The organism is Sphingomonas psychrolutea (assembly GCF_014636175.1).
GTDB lineage: Bacteria > Pseudomonadota > Alphaproteobacteria > Sphingomonadales > Sphingomonadaceae > Sphingomonas > Sphingomonas psychrolutea.
Map to the genome: position 1 here is coordinate 56263 of NZ_BMDW01000022.1, position 13763 is coordinate 70025.

Annotated in this window: 17 protein-coding genes and 1 tRNA gene; 8 read left to right on the forward strand and 10 right to left on the reverse strand. The window is 64.9% G+C overall.

Annotation, left to right across the window (positions count from 1 at the left end; genetic code table 11):
- Positions 1 to 27: 27 nt before the first annotated feature.
- Together dapE and IEV62_RS15205 are read right to left on the reverse strand one after the other, a co-directional pair.
- On the reverse strand, positions 28 to 1146 hold the full coding sequence (dapE, locus tag IEV62_RS15200) for a succinyl-diaminopimelate desuccinylase (protein ID WP_188448990.1): 1119 nt from the start codon (positions 1144 to 1146) through the stop codon (positions 28 to 30).
- A 136-nt stretch (positions 1147 to 1282) separates the two neighbouring features.
- Positions 1283 to 1975, reverse strand: a complete 693-nt coding sequence (locus tag IEV62_RS15205) for a helix-turn-helix transcriptional regulator (protein WP_188448992.1) — start codon at positions 1973 to 1975, stop codon at positions 1283 to 1285.
- 127 nt (positions 1976 to 2102) lie between these two features.
- On the opposite strand from IEV62_RS15205, the gene IEV62_RS15210 reads away from it, so the two are divergent.
- A complete protein-coding gene (locus IEV62_RS15210; RefSeq protein ID WP_188448994.1) occupies positions 2103 to 2567 on the forward strand; it encodes a cupin domain-containing protein in 465 nt (154 codons plus the stop codon).
- Between the two features lies 1 nt (position 2568).
- On the opposite strand, the gene IEV62_RS15215 is transcribed toward IEV62_RS15210, so the two are convergent.
- Positions 2569 to 3237, reverse strand: coding sequence for a glutathione S-transferase family protein (locus IEV62_RS15215; protein ID WP_188448996.1), 669 nt, complete (start codon positions 3235 to 3237; stop codon positions 2569 to 2571).
- A gap of 206 nt (positions 3238 to 3443) precedes the next feature.
- Between IEV62_RS15215 and IEV62_RS15220 the strand changes: the two genes are divergently transcribed.
- The 4 genes from IEV62_RS15220 (at position 3444) to IEV62_RS15235 (ending at position 7701) form a co-directional block, all read left to right on the forward strand.
- Entirely contained in the window at positions 3444 to 5645 is a 2202-nt protein-coding gene (locus IEV62_RS15220) for a TonB-dependent receptor (protein WP_188448997.1), read from the forward strand.
- 63 nt (positions 5646 to 5708) lie between these two features.
- Positions 5709 to 6092, forward strand: a complete 384-nt coding sequence (locus tag IEV62_RS15225; RefSeq protein WP_373868600.1) for a hypothetical protein — start codon at positions 5709 to 5711, stop codon at positions 6090 to 6092.
- A complete protein-coding gene (locus IEV62_RS15230; protein WP_188448999.1) occupies positions 6092 to 7231 on the forward strand; it encodes a glutathionylspermidine synthase family protein in 1140 nt (379 codons plus the stop codon). Before IEV62_RS15225 ends, IEV62_RS15230 begins: the two co-directional genes overlap by 1 nt.
- A gap of 2 nt (positions 7232 to 7233) precedes the next feature.
- The gene (locus IEV62_RS15235) at positions 7234 to 7701 is read left to right on the forward strand and encodes an OsmC family protein (RefSeq protein WP_188449001.1); all 468 of its coding nucleotides are present in this window, start codon (positions 7234 to 7236) and stop codon (positions 7699 to 7701) included.
- A 65-nt stretch (positions 7702 to 7766) separates the two neighbouring features.
- Here the strand turns inward: IEV62_RS15235 and yihA are convergent, their stop codons facing one another.
- The 6 genes from yihA to IEV62_RS15265 all read right to left on the reverse strand — a co-directional run bounded on the left by yihA (position 7767) and on the right by IEV62_RS15265 (position 11353).
- Positions 7767 to 8402 carry a ribosome biogenesis GTP-binding protein YihA/YsxC gene (yihA, locus tag IEV62_RS15240; protein WP_188449003.1) on the reverse strand — a complete coding sequence of 212 codons (636 nt, stop codon included), beginning with the start codon at positions 8400 to 8402 and terminating at the stop codon, positions 7767 to 7769.
- Positions 8399 to 10165: a membrane protein insertase YidC gene (gene yidC / locus IEV62_RS15245; RefSeq protein WP_188449004.1), complete on the reverse strand. Its 1767-nt coding sequence runs from the start codon at positions 10163 to 10165 to the stop codon at positions 8399 to 8401. Before yidC ends, yihA begins: the two co-directional genes overlap by 4 nt.
- A 16-nt stretch (positions 10166 to 10181) precedes the next feature.
- Positions 10182 to 10394, reverse strand: coding sequence for a membrane protein insertion efficiency factor YidD (gene yidD, locus IEV62_RS15250; RefSeq protein ID WP_188449005.1), 213 nt, complete (start codon positions 10392 to 10394; stop codon positions 10182 to 10184).
- Between the two features lie 130 nt (positions 10395 to 10524).
- Complete coding sequence (rnpA, locus tag IEV62_RS15255) at positions 10525 to 10851, reverse strand: ribonuclease P protein component (protein ID WP_188449014.1); 327 nt, start codon at positions 10849 to 10851, stop codon at positions 10525 to 10527.
- Positions 10848 to 10982 carry a 50S ribosomal protein L34 gene (gene rpmH / locus IEV62_RS15260; protein ID WP_010162954.1) on the reverse strand — a complete coding sequence of 45 codons (135 nt, stop codon included), beginning with the start codon at positions 10980 to 10982 and terminating at the stop codon, positions 10848 to 10850. Before rpmH ends, rnpA begins: the two co-directional genes overlap by 4 nt.
- Positions 10983 to 11068: 86 nt before the next feature.
- Entirely contained in the window at positions 11069 to 11353 is a 285-nt protein-coding gene (locus IEV62_RS15265) for a hypothetical protein (protein WP_229733239.1), read from the reverse strand.
- 121 nt (positions 11354 to 11474) lie between these two features.
- Here IEV62_RS15265 and IEV62_RS15270 point away from each other — a divergent pair, with 121 nt between their 5' ends.
- The 3 genes from IEV62_RS15270 to IEV62_RS15280 all read left to right on the forward strand — a co-directional run bounded on the left by IEV62_RS15270 (position 11475) and on the right by IEV62_RS15280 (position 13530).
- Positions 11475 to 12980, forward strand: coding sequence for a YifB family Mg chelatase-like AAA ATPase (locus IEV62_RS15270; protein WP_188449006.1), 1506 nt, complete (start codon positions 11475 to 11477; stop codon positions 12978 to 12980).
- 86 nt (positions 12981 to 13066) lie between these two features.
- Complete coding sequence (locus tag IEV62_RS15275; RefSeq protein ID WP_188449007.1) at positions 13067 to 13408, forward strand: helix-turn-helix domain-containing protein; 342 nt, start codon at positions 13067 to 13069, stop codon at positions 13406 to 13408.
- A 37-nt stretch (positions 13409 to 13445) separates the two neighbouring features.
- Positions 13446 to 13530, forward strand: a tRNA-Leu gene (locus tag IEV62_RS15280).
- 46 nt (positions 13531 to 13576) lie between these two features.
- On the opposite strand, the gene IEV62_RS18280 is transcribed toward IEV62_RS15280, so the two are convergent.
- The coding region (locus tag IEV62_RS18280) for a hypothetical protein (protein ID WP_229733241.1) at positions 13577 to 13763 on the reverse strand (187 nt) is incomplete at its 5' end.

Here is a 13763-nt window from a genome sequence, read left to right on the forward strand (position 1 = left end):
CGGGGAATCTTGAGTCGGTTGGGTCGGTTATAGGCGGTCCACCCGCGCGATGATGTCGCGGTAGATTTCGCCGAGGATGGCCAGATCCTCGATCTCCACCGCCTCGTCGACCTTGTGCATCGTCGCGTTGGTCAGCCCGAATTCGACCGTCGGACACAATGCCGAGAGGAAGCGCGCGTCGGAGGTCCCGCCAGTGGTGGAAAGATCGGGCCGGATGCCGGTGCGCGCTGCAATCGCGTCGCCGATCAGCGTTGAAAAGGTACCCGGCGGGGTTAGGAACGCCTCGCCCGAGATGCGCGCGGTCACGTGCGCGGCGGGGGCGTGGGCGCGGACTAATGCTTCAATTCGTTCGACCAGCGCCGTGCCGCGCTGCTCGTCATTGAAGCGGATGCTCAGCCGCGCGCTCGCTTGCGCCGGGATGACGTTGGTGGCGGGGTTGCCGACGGTGATGTCGGTCACTTCGATGTTCGACGGCTGGAACCAGGCATTGCCGGTGTCGAGCACGATGGCGTCGATCTCGGCGAGGATCGCGACCAGCCGCGGGATCGGATTATCGGCGAGCTGGGGGTAGGCGACATGGCCTTGCTTGCCGGGCACGCTGATCCAGAGATTGACCGATCCGCGCCGCCCGATCTTGATCATATCACCCAGCCGCGCCGAGGAGGTCGGCTCGCCGACGAGGCAGAGATCGGGCGCGACGCCGGTGGCGCGCATCCGCTCGATCAGTGCGCACGTGCCGAAGGTCGCGGGGCCTTCCTCGTCGCCGGTGATGATCAGGCTGAGCGGTATGCTCGGTTCGGTCGGGATCGCCGCGACGAACGCGGCAATCGCGCCCTTCATATCGACCGCGCCACGCCCGTAGAGCAATCCGCCGCGCTCAACGGGGGTGTAAGCGCCGTTGGTCCAGCCCGTGCCGGGCGGGACAACATCGAGATGCCCGGCAAAGGCGAGGTGGGTCCCGGCCCCGTCCCGTGTGGCGAGCAGATTCTCGACCGGCCCGTCGGGCTCGTGCCCGACAAGGAAGCGGTCGATTGTGAAGCCGAGCGGCAGCAGCGCGGCCTCCAGCACGTCGAACACCGGGCCTTGTGCGGGCGTCACGCTCTCGCACGCCAGAAGCGCCTTGGTCAGTGCTACAGGATCGGTCACGTCAGCCCCTTCTCAGCCCGCTTCCCTTTCGCGTTTCCGGGCGCGGAAGGGAAGCGGCTTTACCGTCCGCTCGGACTCAGCCGGCGGGCGGGGCGCTCACGCGGATTGGTTTACGCGTCGCTGCTGTCAGTTTGTGTCAGTATTGATCGGGGATGCCGCGCACTGTCCGCCATTCCTTGAGCAAGGCGGCGCGGCGGCGCGGGTAGCGCTTGGGCGCGACATACAGCGCGGTGATCCGGTCGGTACGGAAATGGCGATAGCCGCCGCGCAATTCGCACCAGCCAACGACGACGCGAACGCGATCATAAAAGGCGAGCGCGAACGGCCAGATCGCGCGGTGCGTGTTTGCGCCGTTCTCGTCGGCATAGGCGATCTGAATGATGTTTTCGGAGCGGATCGCCTGACGGATCGTGGCGAGCTTGGCGTCGCCCACCGGAACCGGATCGCCGGGGCCGATCAGCAGGCCGGACGCCTCGATATTGGCCTTGAGATCGTCGGGCAGCACCGCGTTGATCTTGGCGAGCACGTTGCGCGCCGCCTTGCCCAGCATTCCGTCAGCGCGTTCCGATACCCAGCGCGAGCCGAGCACCAGCGCCTCGATCTCTTCTTCGGAAAACATCAGCGGCGGGAGCATGAAGCCCGGGCGCAGGACATAGCCGACGCCCGCCTCGCCATCGATCGGCGCGCCCTGTGCGCGCAGCGTCTCGACATCGCGGTACAGCGTACGCAGCGATACGCCGAGCTCCTCGGCCAGCACCGCCCCGGTGACGGCGCGGCGATGCAGCCGCAGCACTTGGACGAGATCGAGCAGGCGTTGCGAGCGGGACATCGCCGTGCCGTAGCACATGCTGACGCGTATTGGCAGTAGCCGTGCATATCACGGAATGGCGCTTTTCCTGCGGCGCGTCGCGCGACATAATCGCGTGATGTCGCAGGGGCGGGGCGGGGAACAAGCAATGCCGAAACTCGATCTCGATTCAATACCGCAAACGAATGCGACCGGCTATCCGCCGCCGTTCGACGCGCCCGTGGCGGGGCGCTGGTATCGTCGCCTCGCGCCGCCAGCGGGTCTGACGCATTTCGCCGCGAGCCATGTCGTGCTCAAGCCGGGGGCGTGGTCGTCGCAGCGCCATTGGCATGCCGATGAAGATGAAATGGTCGTGATGATTGCGGGCGAAGCGGTGCTGGTCGAGGATGGGGGCGAGACGGTGCTGCGTCCCGGCGATGTCGTCACCTTTCCTGCAGGCGTGCAAAACGGACATCATATGCAGAACCGCACCGATACGGATTGCGTGTTCGTCGCAGTCGCGGCGGGGCCGGATCTGATCGGCGGCGAATATCCCGATATCGACATGGTGTTCGGGCCCGATGGCTATGCCCGCAAGGACGGCACGCCGTACCCGACCGAGCGGCTGCCGTAACCTAGGCCACGGTGGCGGGCTGCTCGAACTGTTCGATCACCCATTCCTCTTCCTGTGCGCTGGCGATCCAGTCCTGCATAAAGGGGTGACGCAGCACCGCATCCATATAACCCGTCGCAAAGCGCGCGACCGGGAGCGAATAGGTGACGATCCGCGTTACCACCGGCGCATACATGATGTCGGCCGCGCCGAATGCGCCGAACAGGAAATCGCCTTCGCCGCCGAAGCGCGCGCGGGCCTGCGCCCATAGCTCCATGATGCGGGTGAGGTCCGCCACGACATCGTCGTCGGGGCGCTGTGGCGGAAAGATCTGACGCACGTTCATGCTGTGCTTGCGGCGCAGCGCCGTGAAGCTCGAATGCATTTCCGCCGCCATCGACCGCGCCATTGCGCGCGCCGCGTCGTCGGCGGGCCAGAACAGGTCGCGGCTGGTCTTTTCGGCGAGATATTCGATGATCGCTAGGCTGTCCCAGACGACCGCGTCGCCATCCCAAAGGATCGGTACCTTGCCGGAGGACGGCGCGAATTCGTCGCCGTCGCGGCGCTTGTCCCATTCGGCGTCGTAGAGCGGCACGACCGCTTCTTCGAACAGCAAGCCCGATTGTTTGCACGCGAGCCAGCCGCGCAGCGACCAGGAGGAATAGGCCTTGTTGCCGATGATCAGTTTCATGGGATGCGGACATAGCGGGCGCGGTGAAGTGCGGCAACCGCGCCACAGTGTGCGCGAAAAAAGACGCCGCGGCACGCATCCCCAATTGCGAATCGGCGGATTGTCACGGAAGCTTAACAATCCGGGGACGGGAGCCGCGCTGCGATGCTGAAGCCAGCACGCGCCGGAAAGTACGGACCAGCATCAGCAGCAATTGGGGGATCATCATGCGTTTCAAAGACATCGGCATCCGTAATCGTAGCGTCGCCGGCGCGTTGGTCGCGCTGACCGCGCTGATTTCGGCCACGCCGGCGTTTGCGCAGACCGCCCCCGCCGCCGAGGCGAAGCCCGCTGCCAAGGAGACGGGCGACGATTCGGGTGACATCGTCGTCACCGCGCGCAAGCGCGAGGAAAGTCTGCTCGACACACCGATCGCGCTCAGCGCCTTTTCGGGGGAGTCGCTGAAATCGCTCAACGCGACCAATCTCGCCGATGTCGGTAAGTACGTCCCCAACCTCAACATCAGCCGCTACGGCGTCGGCAACACCGCGCAAGCCTCGGTGTTTATCCGCGCGATCGGCCTGCAGGATCACCTCATCACCACCGATCCGGGCGTCGGCGTCTATCTCGACGGCGTGTATCTCGGCCGCCAGCTCGGGTCGAATCTGTCATTGACCAATATCGAGCGAATCGAAGTGCTGCGCGGGCCGCAGGGCACGCTGTATGGCCGCAACACGCTGGGCGGTGCGGTCAACATCATTACACGCAAGCCCGGGTCGGACGAGGGCGCGGAGCTGACCGCGCAAGTCGGCACGCGCGGCCGGGTCAACGGCAATTTTTACGCCGATACGCGGCTTTCCCCGACCCTCGCTGTCTCGTTCGGGGGGAGTTATGAACGCCGTGCCGGTGTCGGCGACGCGGTCAATATCGCAGCCCCCAGCGCACGGATCGGCGAACAAAATGACGCGAGCGGCCGCGCCGCGGCCTATTGGACGCCGAGCGATGCTTTCTCGCTGCTCGCCTCGGTCGATTTCGTCCGCGCGCGCGACGGGCAGTCGCCGTATAAGGTCGATATTTACGATCCCGCGGCGGCGGGCTTCACCCAGGCGACGCAAGTCCGTCCCGATGATTCGGGAACCGATGTGCCCGGTTTGGAAACCACGTCGCTCGATCTGTTCGGCGCATCGCTGACCGGCGAATACAAACTTTCCGATCAGTTCACGGCAAAGCTGCTCGGCAGCTATCGTCAGACAAAATATACCGGCGGCCTTTCGGACACCGACAATATCTCGCGCCAGTCGGTCTTTCCCGAAGTCGGTAGCGCCGAACAGGCCTCGGTCGAATTGCAGGTCAATGCCGAGCTTGGCCGGTTCAACGCGGTCGGCGGGCTGTACTATTTCTACGAAGACGGCAGCAACGCTTCATCCCCGGCCTATTTCTTCGGCGGGCGCAGCGATTATTTCATCAAGCAGCGCACTGACAGCTATGCCGTCTATGCCAATGGCAGCTTCGACGTGACCGACGCGCTGTCGATCGGCGCGGGCGTGCGCTACTCGAAGGATGACAAGCGCGCGACCGCCAATTTCCAGGGTAGCTTCCCGGGGCCGGTGACGCGCAATGCCAGCTACGATGCGGTGACGGCGCAGGGCAACGTCACCTACAAGATCGCGCGCGACATCAACGTCTATGGCACGATCCAATTGGGCTATCAGCCGGGCAGCTACACCCCGCGTCCGTTCGGCGGTCCCGCTTCGTTCAACGCCTCGCCCAAGACCACCGCGACCAATTACGAAATTGGCTTCAAGGGCAAGATTCTGCCCAATTGGACCGTCCTGCTGTCGGCCTTCACCACCGACTATAAAGATCGCGGGCTGCCCTATTCGTTTATCAACGCGGCCGGCTTCAACACCGTCATCATCTCCGCCAACGCGCGCGCGCGCGGGATCGAGGCGGAAAGCACGGTCACCTTTGGCGGGTTCCGGCTGAAGGGGTCGATCGGCTATCTCGACAGCAAGATCACGCGGGTCAATTCGCTGCCGCCCGCGTTCTTCCCGACCGGCGGGACGCCCGTCGCGGGCGCGCCGACCGCGCTTAGCCCGGATGTGACCGGTGCGGTCGCGGGCAGTTATACCTACAAGCTCGGTTCAGGCGCGGCGATCACCGGCCAAGTCGATTATTCCTATCGCAGCGAGCAATTCGGCCAGCCCGTCGCGCGTGCGACCGAGCTGATCGCACCGCGCAGCCTGGTTGGTTTCAACCTGAAATATGAAAACGCCGCCCGCGATTTGTCGGTGTCGATTTACGGCAGCAACATTTTCAACAAGGTCTATGATCAGGGTCGCCTCGATCAGGGCGGGTTTGTCGGCGTGGTGGTCAGCAACGACCGCAATGAATTCGGGCTGCGCTTTACCAAGAAGTTCGGAAAGTAACCCTCCGATCTTGCTCGCATCCGGCCTGTCTTGCCCGTATAATACGGGCGAGACAGGGGAGCCATGATGACCGAGCCACGCCGTAAGTTTAACCCGCGCATCCTGCCGCTGACCAGCGCGGTCGCGGCGGCGCTGCTCGCCAGCGGCTGTGGGCCGAGCCGGAGCGTTGCCGACACCGATGTTGCGGTGTGCCGCGATGCGAGCGGGAAGCGCGTCGAGGACGCCCGTTGCCCACGCAGCGGCGGCGGGGGCGGCCTGGCGATGGCCGGTTTCGCCTGGTATTATCTCGGCCGTGGCAGCAGCGTGCCGCGCGTCGGCGAAGCGCTGGCTGGCGGATCGACCAGCCCGCGCGCCGGGGTCGGCTACGCCCGCGCCTCCTCTGCCACCGTCTCGCGCGGCGGCTTCGGCAGCAGCGCACACGCAAGCGGCGGGGGCGGGGGCGAGTAATGCGCCGGACCGATTGCAGCCCGCGCCGCGACTGGCAAGCCCATGTCGAATCGCTTGGCCTCGTCTGGCACAGCGTCGGCGACAAACCCTATTGGGACGAAAGCGCGTGCTACCGCTTCACGCTCGCCGAGATCGAGACGATCGAGAAAGCGAGCGCCGAGCTGTACGAGATGTTCCTCGCCGCCGGGCAGCATGTGCTCGACCGTGACTTGCTCGGCGATTTCGGCATTCCCGCCTTCTGCCATGAGGCGATCCGCAAGACGTGGAACGGGGAACCGGCTGCGCTCAATTTCGGGCGTTTCGACCTTGGCTATGACGGTGCGGGGCCGCCGAAGCTGTTCGAATTCAACTGCGACACGCCGACCAGCCTGGTCGAAGCTGCCGTCATCCAGTGGGACTGGAAGGAAGCGGTCTTCCCGTCCAACGACCAATATAACAGCCTGCACGACAAGCTCGTCGCCAAATGGCGTGCGATCGCGCCGCCACCGGGGGCAAGTGCGCTGTACCTCGCGCATATCGCCGATGCCGCGGGAGAGGATGTGGTCACCACGGCCTATCTCGCCGATACCGCGCGGACGGCGGGGATCGACACGCGGCTGATCGAGATGAAGGATTTGGGGTGGGACAGCGCCGGGCGGCGCTTTGTCGATCTCGACAATATGGCCGTAGACGCGATCTTCCATCTCTATCCATGGGAATGGCTGGTCCATGAACCGTTCGGCCAGGAGCTGATCGAGAGCCTCAACACCACGCTGTGGATCGAGCCGATCTGGAAGATGCTGTGGAGCAACAAGGCGATTCTGGCGGTGCTGTGGGAGCTGTTTCCGGGGCATCCCAATTTGCTCGAGGCGCGCCGGACGCCGCTTGCCGGCGATCACGTCCGCAAGCCGTTATTGGCGCGCGAGGGCGCCAATGTGACGATCTTCAAGGGCGGCGCGAGCGTGGCCGAGAGCGCGGGCGATTATGGCGCGGAGGGCTTCGTCTATCAGGCGCTGTTCGATTTGCCCGGCAGTGGCGATCGCCGCCCGGTGATCGGGGCGTGGATCGTCGATGGCGAACCGGCGGGCATGGGCATTCGCGAGGACGGGCCGATCACCGGCAACACCGCGCGCTTCGTGCCGCACATCATCGAAGGGTGAGCATGGCGACGCACGAGTACACCGCGCGGATCGCCTGGACCGGCAATCGCGGCGCGGGGACGGGCACGTATCGTGGCTACGATCGGACATGGGAGATCGTGACGCCGGGCAAGGCGGTTGTTTCCTGTTCGAACGACCCGCTGCTCGGTGGCGATCCCGGGCTGCCCAATCCGGAAGATCTGCTGCTCGCCAGCCTCTCGGGCTGCCACATGCTGTGGTATCTCCATTTGGCGAGCGCGGCGGGGATCATCGTGGCGGCCTATGCCGACGATCCGCTGGGCGTAGGGGAGAGCGCGCCGGACGGGACTGGGCGGTTCGTGCGCGCGGTGCTGCGGCCGACGATCACGATGGCGGTGGGGACCGATTTGGTGGCGGCGGATGCGATCCACGCGCGGATCCACGCGCATTGCTTCATCGCGCGGTCGGTGAACTTTCCGGTCGAGGTGGCGGCGACGTATTTGGAGGGGTGACGTAACCAACCCCCACCTCTGTCATCCCCGCTTTCGCGGGGATGACAGAGGTTAGAAAACCGGGTTTACCCGATCGCTTCCATCACCGCCGCGCGCAGCTCGGGGATTCCGAGGCCGGTTTCGCTCGACGTTACCAGAATCTCCGGGTGCGCGGCGGGGCGTTTACGCGCTTCGGCGACCGTCGCTTCGGTCACATCGGCAAGCTCGGTCGCCTTGATCTTGTCGGCCTTGGTCAGCACCATACGGTAACTCACCGCCGCCTTGTCGAGCATTTCGAGAATGTCGCGGTCGACATCCTTGATGCCGTGACGCGCGTCGATCAGCACCAGCGCACGCTTGAGCACATCGCGCCCGCGCAGGAAATCGTTGACCATGAAGCGCCACTTACGGACCATGTCCTTGGGTGCCTTGGCAAAGCCGTAGCCCGGCATGTCGACCAGCCGGAACGCGAGCGGATTGCCGACGTCGAAGAAGTTCAACTCCTGCGTCCGCCCCGGCGTGTTCGACGTGCGCGCGAGCGAATTGCGCCCGGTCAGCGCGTTGAGCAGTGACGATTTGCCGACGTTCGAGCGGCCGGCAAAGGCGACTTCGTTGACCGTCGGTTCGGGAATGAATTCGAGGGTTGGGGCGGATTTGAGAAACGCCACCGGCCCCGCAAAGGTCTTGCGCGCCGCCTCGATCGCTTCGGGTTCGAAACTCACGTCTTCACCGCCGGTTCTTTGAGCGCCGGATGCCGTGCGTAGAGCAAGCGCTGCTGCGCGACGGTCCACAGGTTCGACGTGATCCAATAGACCTGCAAGCCCACCGCAAACGGCGCCATCACGAACATCAGCATCCACGGCATGATCGCGAAGACCTGCTTTTGCGCTTCGTCCATCGGGGCGGGGTTGAGCTTGAACTGGAAGTACATCGACACGCCGAGCAGCACCGGCATCACGCCGATCGCCAGGAAGGCGGGCACCGCGAACGGGAGCAGCCCGAACAGGTTGAGGATGTGCGCCGGATCGGGCGCCGACAGATCCTGAATCCACCCGATGAACGGCTGATGCCGCATTTCGATCGTCAGCAGCAGCACCTTGTAGAGCGAATACATGATCGGGATCTGCAGCAACGTCGGCAAGCACCCGGCGAGCGGATTGACCTTCTCAGTCTTGTACAGCGCCATCACTTCCTGCTGCTGGCGCAGCTTGTCGTCTTTGTATTTTTCCTGGATCGCCTTCATCTTGGGCTGGATCGCCTTCATCGCCGCCATCGACGCGAACTGGCGCTGCGCGATCGGGAAGATCAGCGTGCGGATCGTGACGGTCAGCAGGATGATTGCGACGCCGAAATTGCCGATGTTGCGGAACAACCAGTCGAGATATTTGAAGATCGGCTTTTCGACGACCTCGAACCAGCCCCAGTCGATCGCCTTGCCGAAATTGGGGATACCGAGTCGGTCTTCATAGCGGTCGAGCGTGTTGGTTTCCTTGGCACCGGCGAAGAACTTGGCGGTCGAAACGAGCGCTTTGCCGGGCGCGACGACGCGCGGGGCGAGCGTGAAATCGCCCTGATACGCATCGCCATTCGCCGCGCGGAAGCCCGAACGCACCGGTGCGGCGCGATCCGGGATCACGGCGGCGAGAAAGTATTTGTCGCCAAAGCCGAGCCAGCCGCCGGTCGCGTCATACATATTCGCGCCGGGCTTGGAATTGCTGCCCCACAGGCGCGCGAAGAAACCGGGCTCCTTGCCGTTCAGATTATCGAAGGTGATATCGTAGGTCGCGCCTTTGTCGAACACGCCGATCGGACCGATATGGTTGGTCCAGGTATCGGGCTCGGTGCCGACGCCAGCGCGCGAGACGAGTGCATAGGGGCGGAGCGCGATCGGCGCGGGGCCGGCGTTGCTGACGGTCTGGCGCACGGTGAACATGTATCGGTCATCGACCGCGAAGGTCAGCGCGAAGACCTGGCCCTTGCCGTTCGCCCAGCTGAGCGTGACGGGTTTGCCGGGGGCGAGCTCGGCGCCGCTTGCGGTGAACAGCGTGTCGGCATCGGGCACGGTGACGCCGTCACCGCTCCAACCGAAGCCGCCGAAATAGGCGTTCTTGGTGCCGCGCGGCGACAGCAAGCGGATCGGCGGCGAGTTCTTGTCGACCGTTTCCTTATACTTGGTCAGCGTCAGATCATCGATCCGCGCGCCCTTCAAATTGATCGACCCCTGCAGATCGGCGGTGCGAATCGCGACGCGCGGGGTCTCGGCGCGGACGATCGCAAGATCGCGCACCGCCGCCGTTCCCGTCGCGGCGGGGCCAGCGGTGGCGGGCCCGGTCGGCGTGTCGCTCACCTTGGCGTTGCCCGCGACGATCTTGGTCGCCGGCGGATTCGCGCGCGGGAAATAGCGTGCGGACAGGAAATTCCCGCCCAGCAGGATGATCGCCGCCAGCACTGCGAACAGGATGAAATTCCGGGTATCGTCTTTCACGTAAACGTCCGTTCGATCAGGGTACGGGATCAGGTCCGTACCCGCCCCAGGGATGGCACCGCGCGATTCGCTTGGCCGCCAACCACCCGCCTTTCAATGGCCCATAGCGGCGAAGCGCGATGATTGCATAGGCGGAACAGGTTGGTTGAAACCGGCAACTTGGCGGAAGGATCGCCGACGGCCCGATTTGCCAGCCGCGAACCAGGAGAATGAGGAAGCGGGTTAGCATGCCCCACTTCCGTCACCCCGACCTTGAGCCAGGGCCCATCGGGCCACGAGCGCAGCGCTCGATGATCGGACGATCCGCTCGCTGCACCATAGGCCCCAGCTCCAGGCCGGGGTGACGGGTAGGGCCGCCGTCACCGCGCAACCTTCGCCAGCGCCTTGGCCAGTTCTGCGCGCAGCACCGCGAACTTGCGCTCGATCCCGCCGTTGCGGCCAATCAGCACATGATCCGCACCGTGTACCCCCGATTCGGGGAGCAGCTCGCGTGCGAGCGCGCGCAACCGCCGCTTCATGCGGTTTCGGACCACGGCATTGCCAATTTTCTTGGTCACGGTGTAGCCGATCCGTATCGTCGGATCGCCATCGCCGCGCGCACGCATTTGCAGGACAAAGCCCGGCATCGGCGCGCGTTTTCCGCCATTCGCCGCAAGAAAATCGCGACGAACAGTAAGTGTTTTTATGCCGACAGCTTCTTGCGGCCGCGATTGCGGCGTGCGCGGATCACGTTGCGGCCGCCCGGCGTCGCCATGCGCGAGCGGAACCCGTGGCGGCGTGCGCGCACCAGATTGCTCGGCTGAAAGGTCCGCTTCATCGTTCATTTCCTGATCGTCGAAATAGAAAATGGCCGCCACGAGGACGGCCTTGATGGGCAGCGCTTAGCTTTGTGTCGCAATAAAGTCAACGCGCGCCGCGCAGCACTTTGTCGCGCGCGCGCCGCCGCGCGGCACTCTGACGCCGCAACCCCATGTCGGCATAATGCCCGACTTTGGGCCAGCGCCGCTTCACATCGACGAAGGTCCGCTTCGCGCGTGCCGAATTGCGCAAGATCATCGACAGCCCCGCTGCGAACACGAACACGCCGCCCGGCCCAGGAATGGCACCGATGACCGGAGACAGAATGACAACCACTACGCCCGTCACGAGATAGGTGGTGCGCAGCATCGGGTTACGCGAAGTGATCATCAATAAGTCATGTGGGGTTAGCGTCTTGCCTGCGCAAGACGGCGGCGGCAGGTTTCCGCGCAACAGGTTTCTTCGCGGCGGAAACCCGTTATGCTCCAATCCTGTCCGGGGGGAATCGCGCATGGTGGCGAGCGTATCGACGGTGGCGTATCTCGGGCTCGAGGCGCGCGCGGTCGAGGTGCAGGTGCAGCTTATCCCCGGCCTGCCCGCCTTCAACGTCGTCGGTCTTGGCGACAAAGCGGTCGGCGAAAGCCGTGAGCGCGTGCGCGGCGCGATTGCCGCGATGGGCCTGGCCCTCCCGCCCAAGCGGATCGTCGTGAACCTGTCGCCGGCCGATCTGCCCAAGGAAGGATCGCATTTCGACTTGCCGATCGCGCTCGCCTTGCTCGCGGCGATGGGGGTGGTCGATGCCGAAACGCTCGCCGATTATGTCGTGGTCGGCGAATTGAGCCTCGACGCGCGGATCGCGCCGTCGCCGGGTGTGCTGCTTGCAGCATTGCATGCGTCGGAAGTGGGCAAGGGATTGGTCTGTCCGGCGGCGCAAGGGTCGGAGGCGGCGTGGGCCGGATCGGGCGTGCTGGCCGCGCCCGACATCCTGTCGTTGATCAACCATTTCAAGGGCCACGGCTTGCTCGGCAGCCCCGAGCCGGGCGAGGCCGACGATTGGGTCGGCGGGCCCGATCTGCGGCAAGTGAAGGGGCAGGAAACCGCCAAGCGTGCGCTGGAGATTGCGGCGGCTGGCGGGCACAATCTACTGATGGTCGGTCCGCCGGGGGCGGGCAAGTCGCTGATGGCGTCGTGCCTGCCGGGTATCCTCCCGCCGCTCGATTCGAGCGAGGCGCTCGAAGTGTCGATGGTGGCCAGCGTTGCGGGCACGCTCACCGGCGGACGGCTGACGCGCAACCGCCCGTACCGTGCGCCGCACCATTCGGCGTCGATGGCCGCGCTGGTCGGCGGCGGGCTGAAGGTCAAGCCCGGCGAAGTCAGCCTCGCGCATCTCGGCGTATTGTTCCTCGACGAGCTCCCGGAGTTTCAACGCGCGGTACTCGATTCGCTGCGCCAGCCGCTGGAGACCGGCACCGTCAGCGTCGCGCGCGCCAATGCGCACGTCACTTTCCCGGCGCGCGTGCAATTGATCGCGGCGATGAACCCGTGCCGCTGCGGGCATCTCGGCGATGCTGCGCTCGCATGCTCGCGTGCGCCGAAATGCGCGGCGGATTATCAGGCGAAGGTGTCGGGGCCGTTGCTCGACCGGATCGATCTGCATGTCGAGGTGCAGGCGGTCAGCGCCGCCGATCTCGTCCTGCCGCCGCCTGCCGAGGGATCGGCCGAGGTCGGCGCACGGGTCGCGGCGGCGCGCGCGGTGCAGCACGCGCGCTACGCCGATTATCCGGTGCGCACCAATGCCGAGGCCGACGGCGTCCTGCTCGATAGCGTGGCGACCCCGGATGAGGCGGGCCGCAAACTGCTCGCCCAGGCGTCGGAGGCGATGCGGCTGTCGGCGCGCGGCTATACCCGCATTCTGCGCGTCGCGCGGACCATCGCCGATCTTGCGGGAGCCGAGCATGTCGGGCGCATCCATGTGGCAGAGGCGCTCAGCTATCGTCGGCAAGCTCCGCGTAACTGACAACCGACTGGAATCGGATAGCGTGCAGATTGATCGCTTTGGTTCGATGTCGTAACAATCAAGAAATCGTCTTGGGGGAATTTCCGTTGTCGGCATCTTCGGGAGATACCGAACGCGGGTTCGCGGCGTTCGAGGGTGTCGAACTCGGCCTGACCCCGGGGGTCGCACCCGGCACGCTGTTGCGGCAGGCGCGCGAAGCGTTGGGATTCGCGCTCGCCGATGTCGCCCGCCACACGCGCATTACTGTGCGCAACCTCGAAGCGATCGAACGCGGCGCGTATCAGGACTTTCACGGGCGGATTTACGCCGTGGGCTTTGCGCGGAGCTATGCGCGCTTCGTCGGCATCGCCGAGCAACCGATCGCGATCGCGGTCAGAGACGCCTATGCGCAGGCGCATCCGGCGCAGCAGGCGCATCACTGGGCTTGAAGTCTGCCGCTGCTGCGGCTACCAGCGCCCTCCGCACGCGGGTGTGGTGAAATTGGTAGACGCGCGGGACTCAAAATCCCGTTCCGCAAGGAGTGTCGGTTCGACCCCGACCACCCGCACCACCGGACTAACGGCACAGTGGTAAAAGGTCGTAGCGCCGCGCCGCGATTAAGCGTCCGTGAGCGCCACGGCGTTGACGATATGCGGCTGGGTATATTCGTGCAATCCAGCCTGGCCGAGTTCGCCGCCAATGGGCTTTGTTGCATAACGTCGCGAGAGCATAACCGCGCTTTTACTTGAAGATGTTATGAGAGGCGGACGGTCACCGGTGTTCCTATTTCGGAGAAGCGATTCA

Excerpts from the sequence above, each read along its gene's own strand:
- IEV62_RS15205 (WP_188448992.1), bottom strand. The coding sequence starts at position 1,975 with ATGTCCCGCTCGCAACGCCTGCTCGATCTCGTCCAAGTGCTGCGGCTG.
- IEV62_RS15230 (WP_188448999.1), top strand. The coding sequence starts at position 6,092 with ATGCGCCGGACCGATTGCAGCCCGCGCCGCGACTGGCAAGCCCATGTC.
- IEV62_RS15220 (WP_188448997.1), top strand. The coding sequence starts at position 3,444 with ATGCGTTTCAAAGACATCGGCATCCGTAATCGTAGCGTCGCCGGCGCG.
- IEV62_RS15270 (WP_188449006.1), top strand. The coding sequence starts at position 11,475 with ATGGTGGCGAGCGTATCGACGGTGGCGTATCTCGGGCTCGAGGCGCGC.
- IEV62_RS15235 (WP_188449001.1), top strand. The coding sequence starts at position 7,234 with ATGGCGACGCACGAGTACACCGCGCGGATCGCCTGGACCGGCAATCGC.
- yidD (WP_188449005.1), bottom strand. The coding sequence starts at position 10,394 with ATGCTAACCCGCTTCCTCATTCTCCTGGTTCGCGGCTGGCAAATCGGG.
- IEV62_RS15215 (WP_188448996.1), bottom strand. The coding sequence starts at position 3,237 with ATGAAACTGATCATCGGCAACAAGGCCTATTCCTCCTGGTCGCTGCGC.
- IEV62_RS15225 (WP_373868600.1), top strand. The coding sequence starts at position 5,709 with ATGATGACCGAGCCACGCCGTAAGTTTAACCCGCGCATCCTGCCGCTG.
- IEV62_RS15210 (WP_188448994.1), top strand. The coding sequence starts at position 2,103 with ATGCCGAAACTCGATCTCGATTCAATACCGCAAACGAATGCGACCGGC.
- rpmH (WP_010162954.1), bottom strand. The coding sequence starts at position 10,982 with ATGAAGCGGACCTTTCAGCCGAGCAATCTGGTGCGCGCACGCCGCCAC.
- IEV62_RS15265 (WP_229733239.1), bottom strand. The coding sequence starts at position 11,353 with ATGATCACTTCGCGTAACCCGATGCTGCGCACCACCTATCTCGTGACG.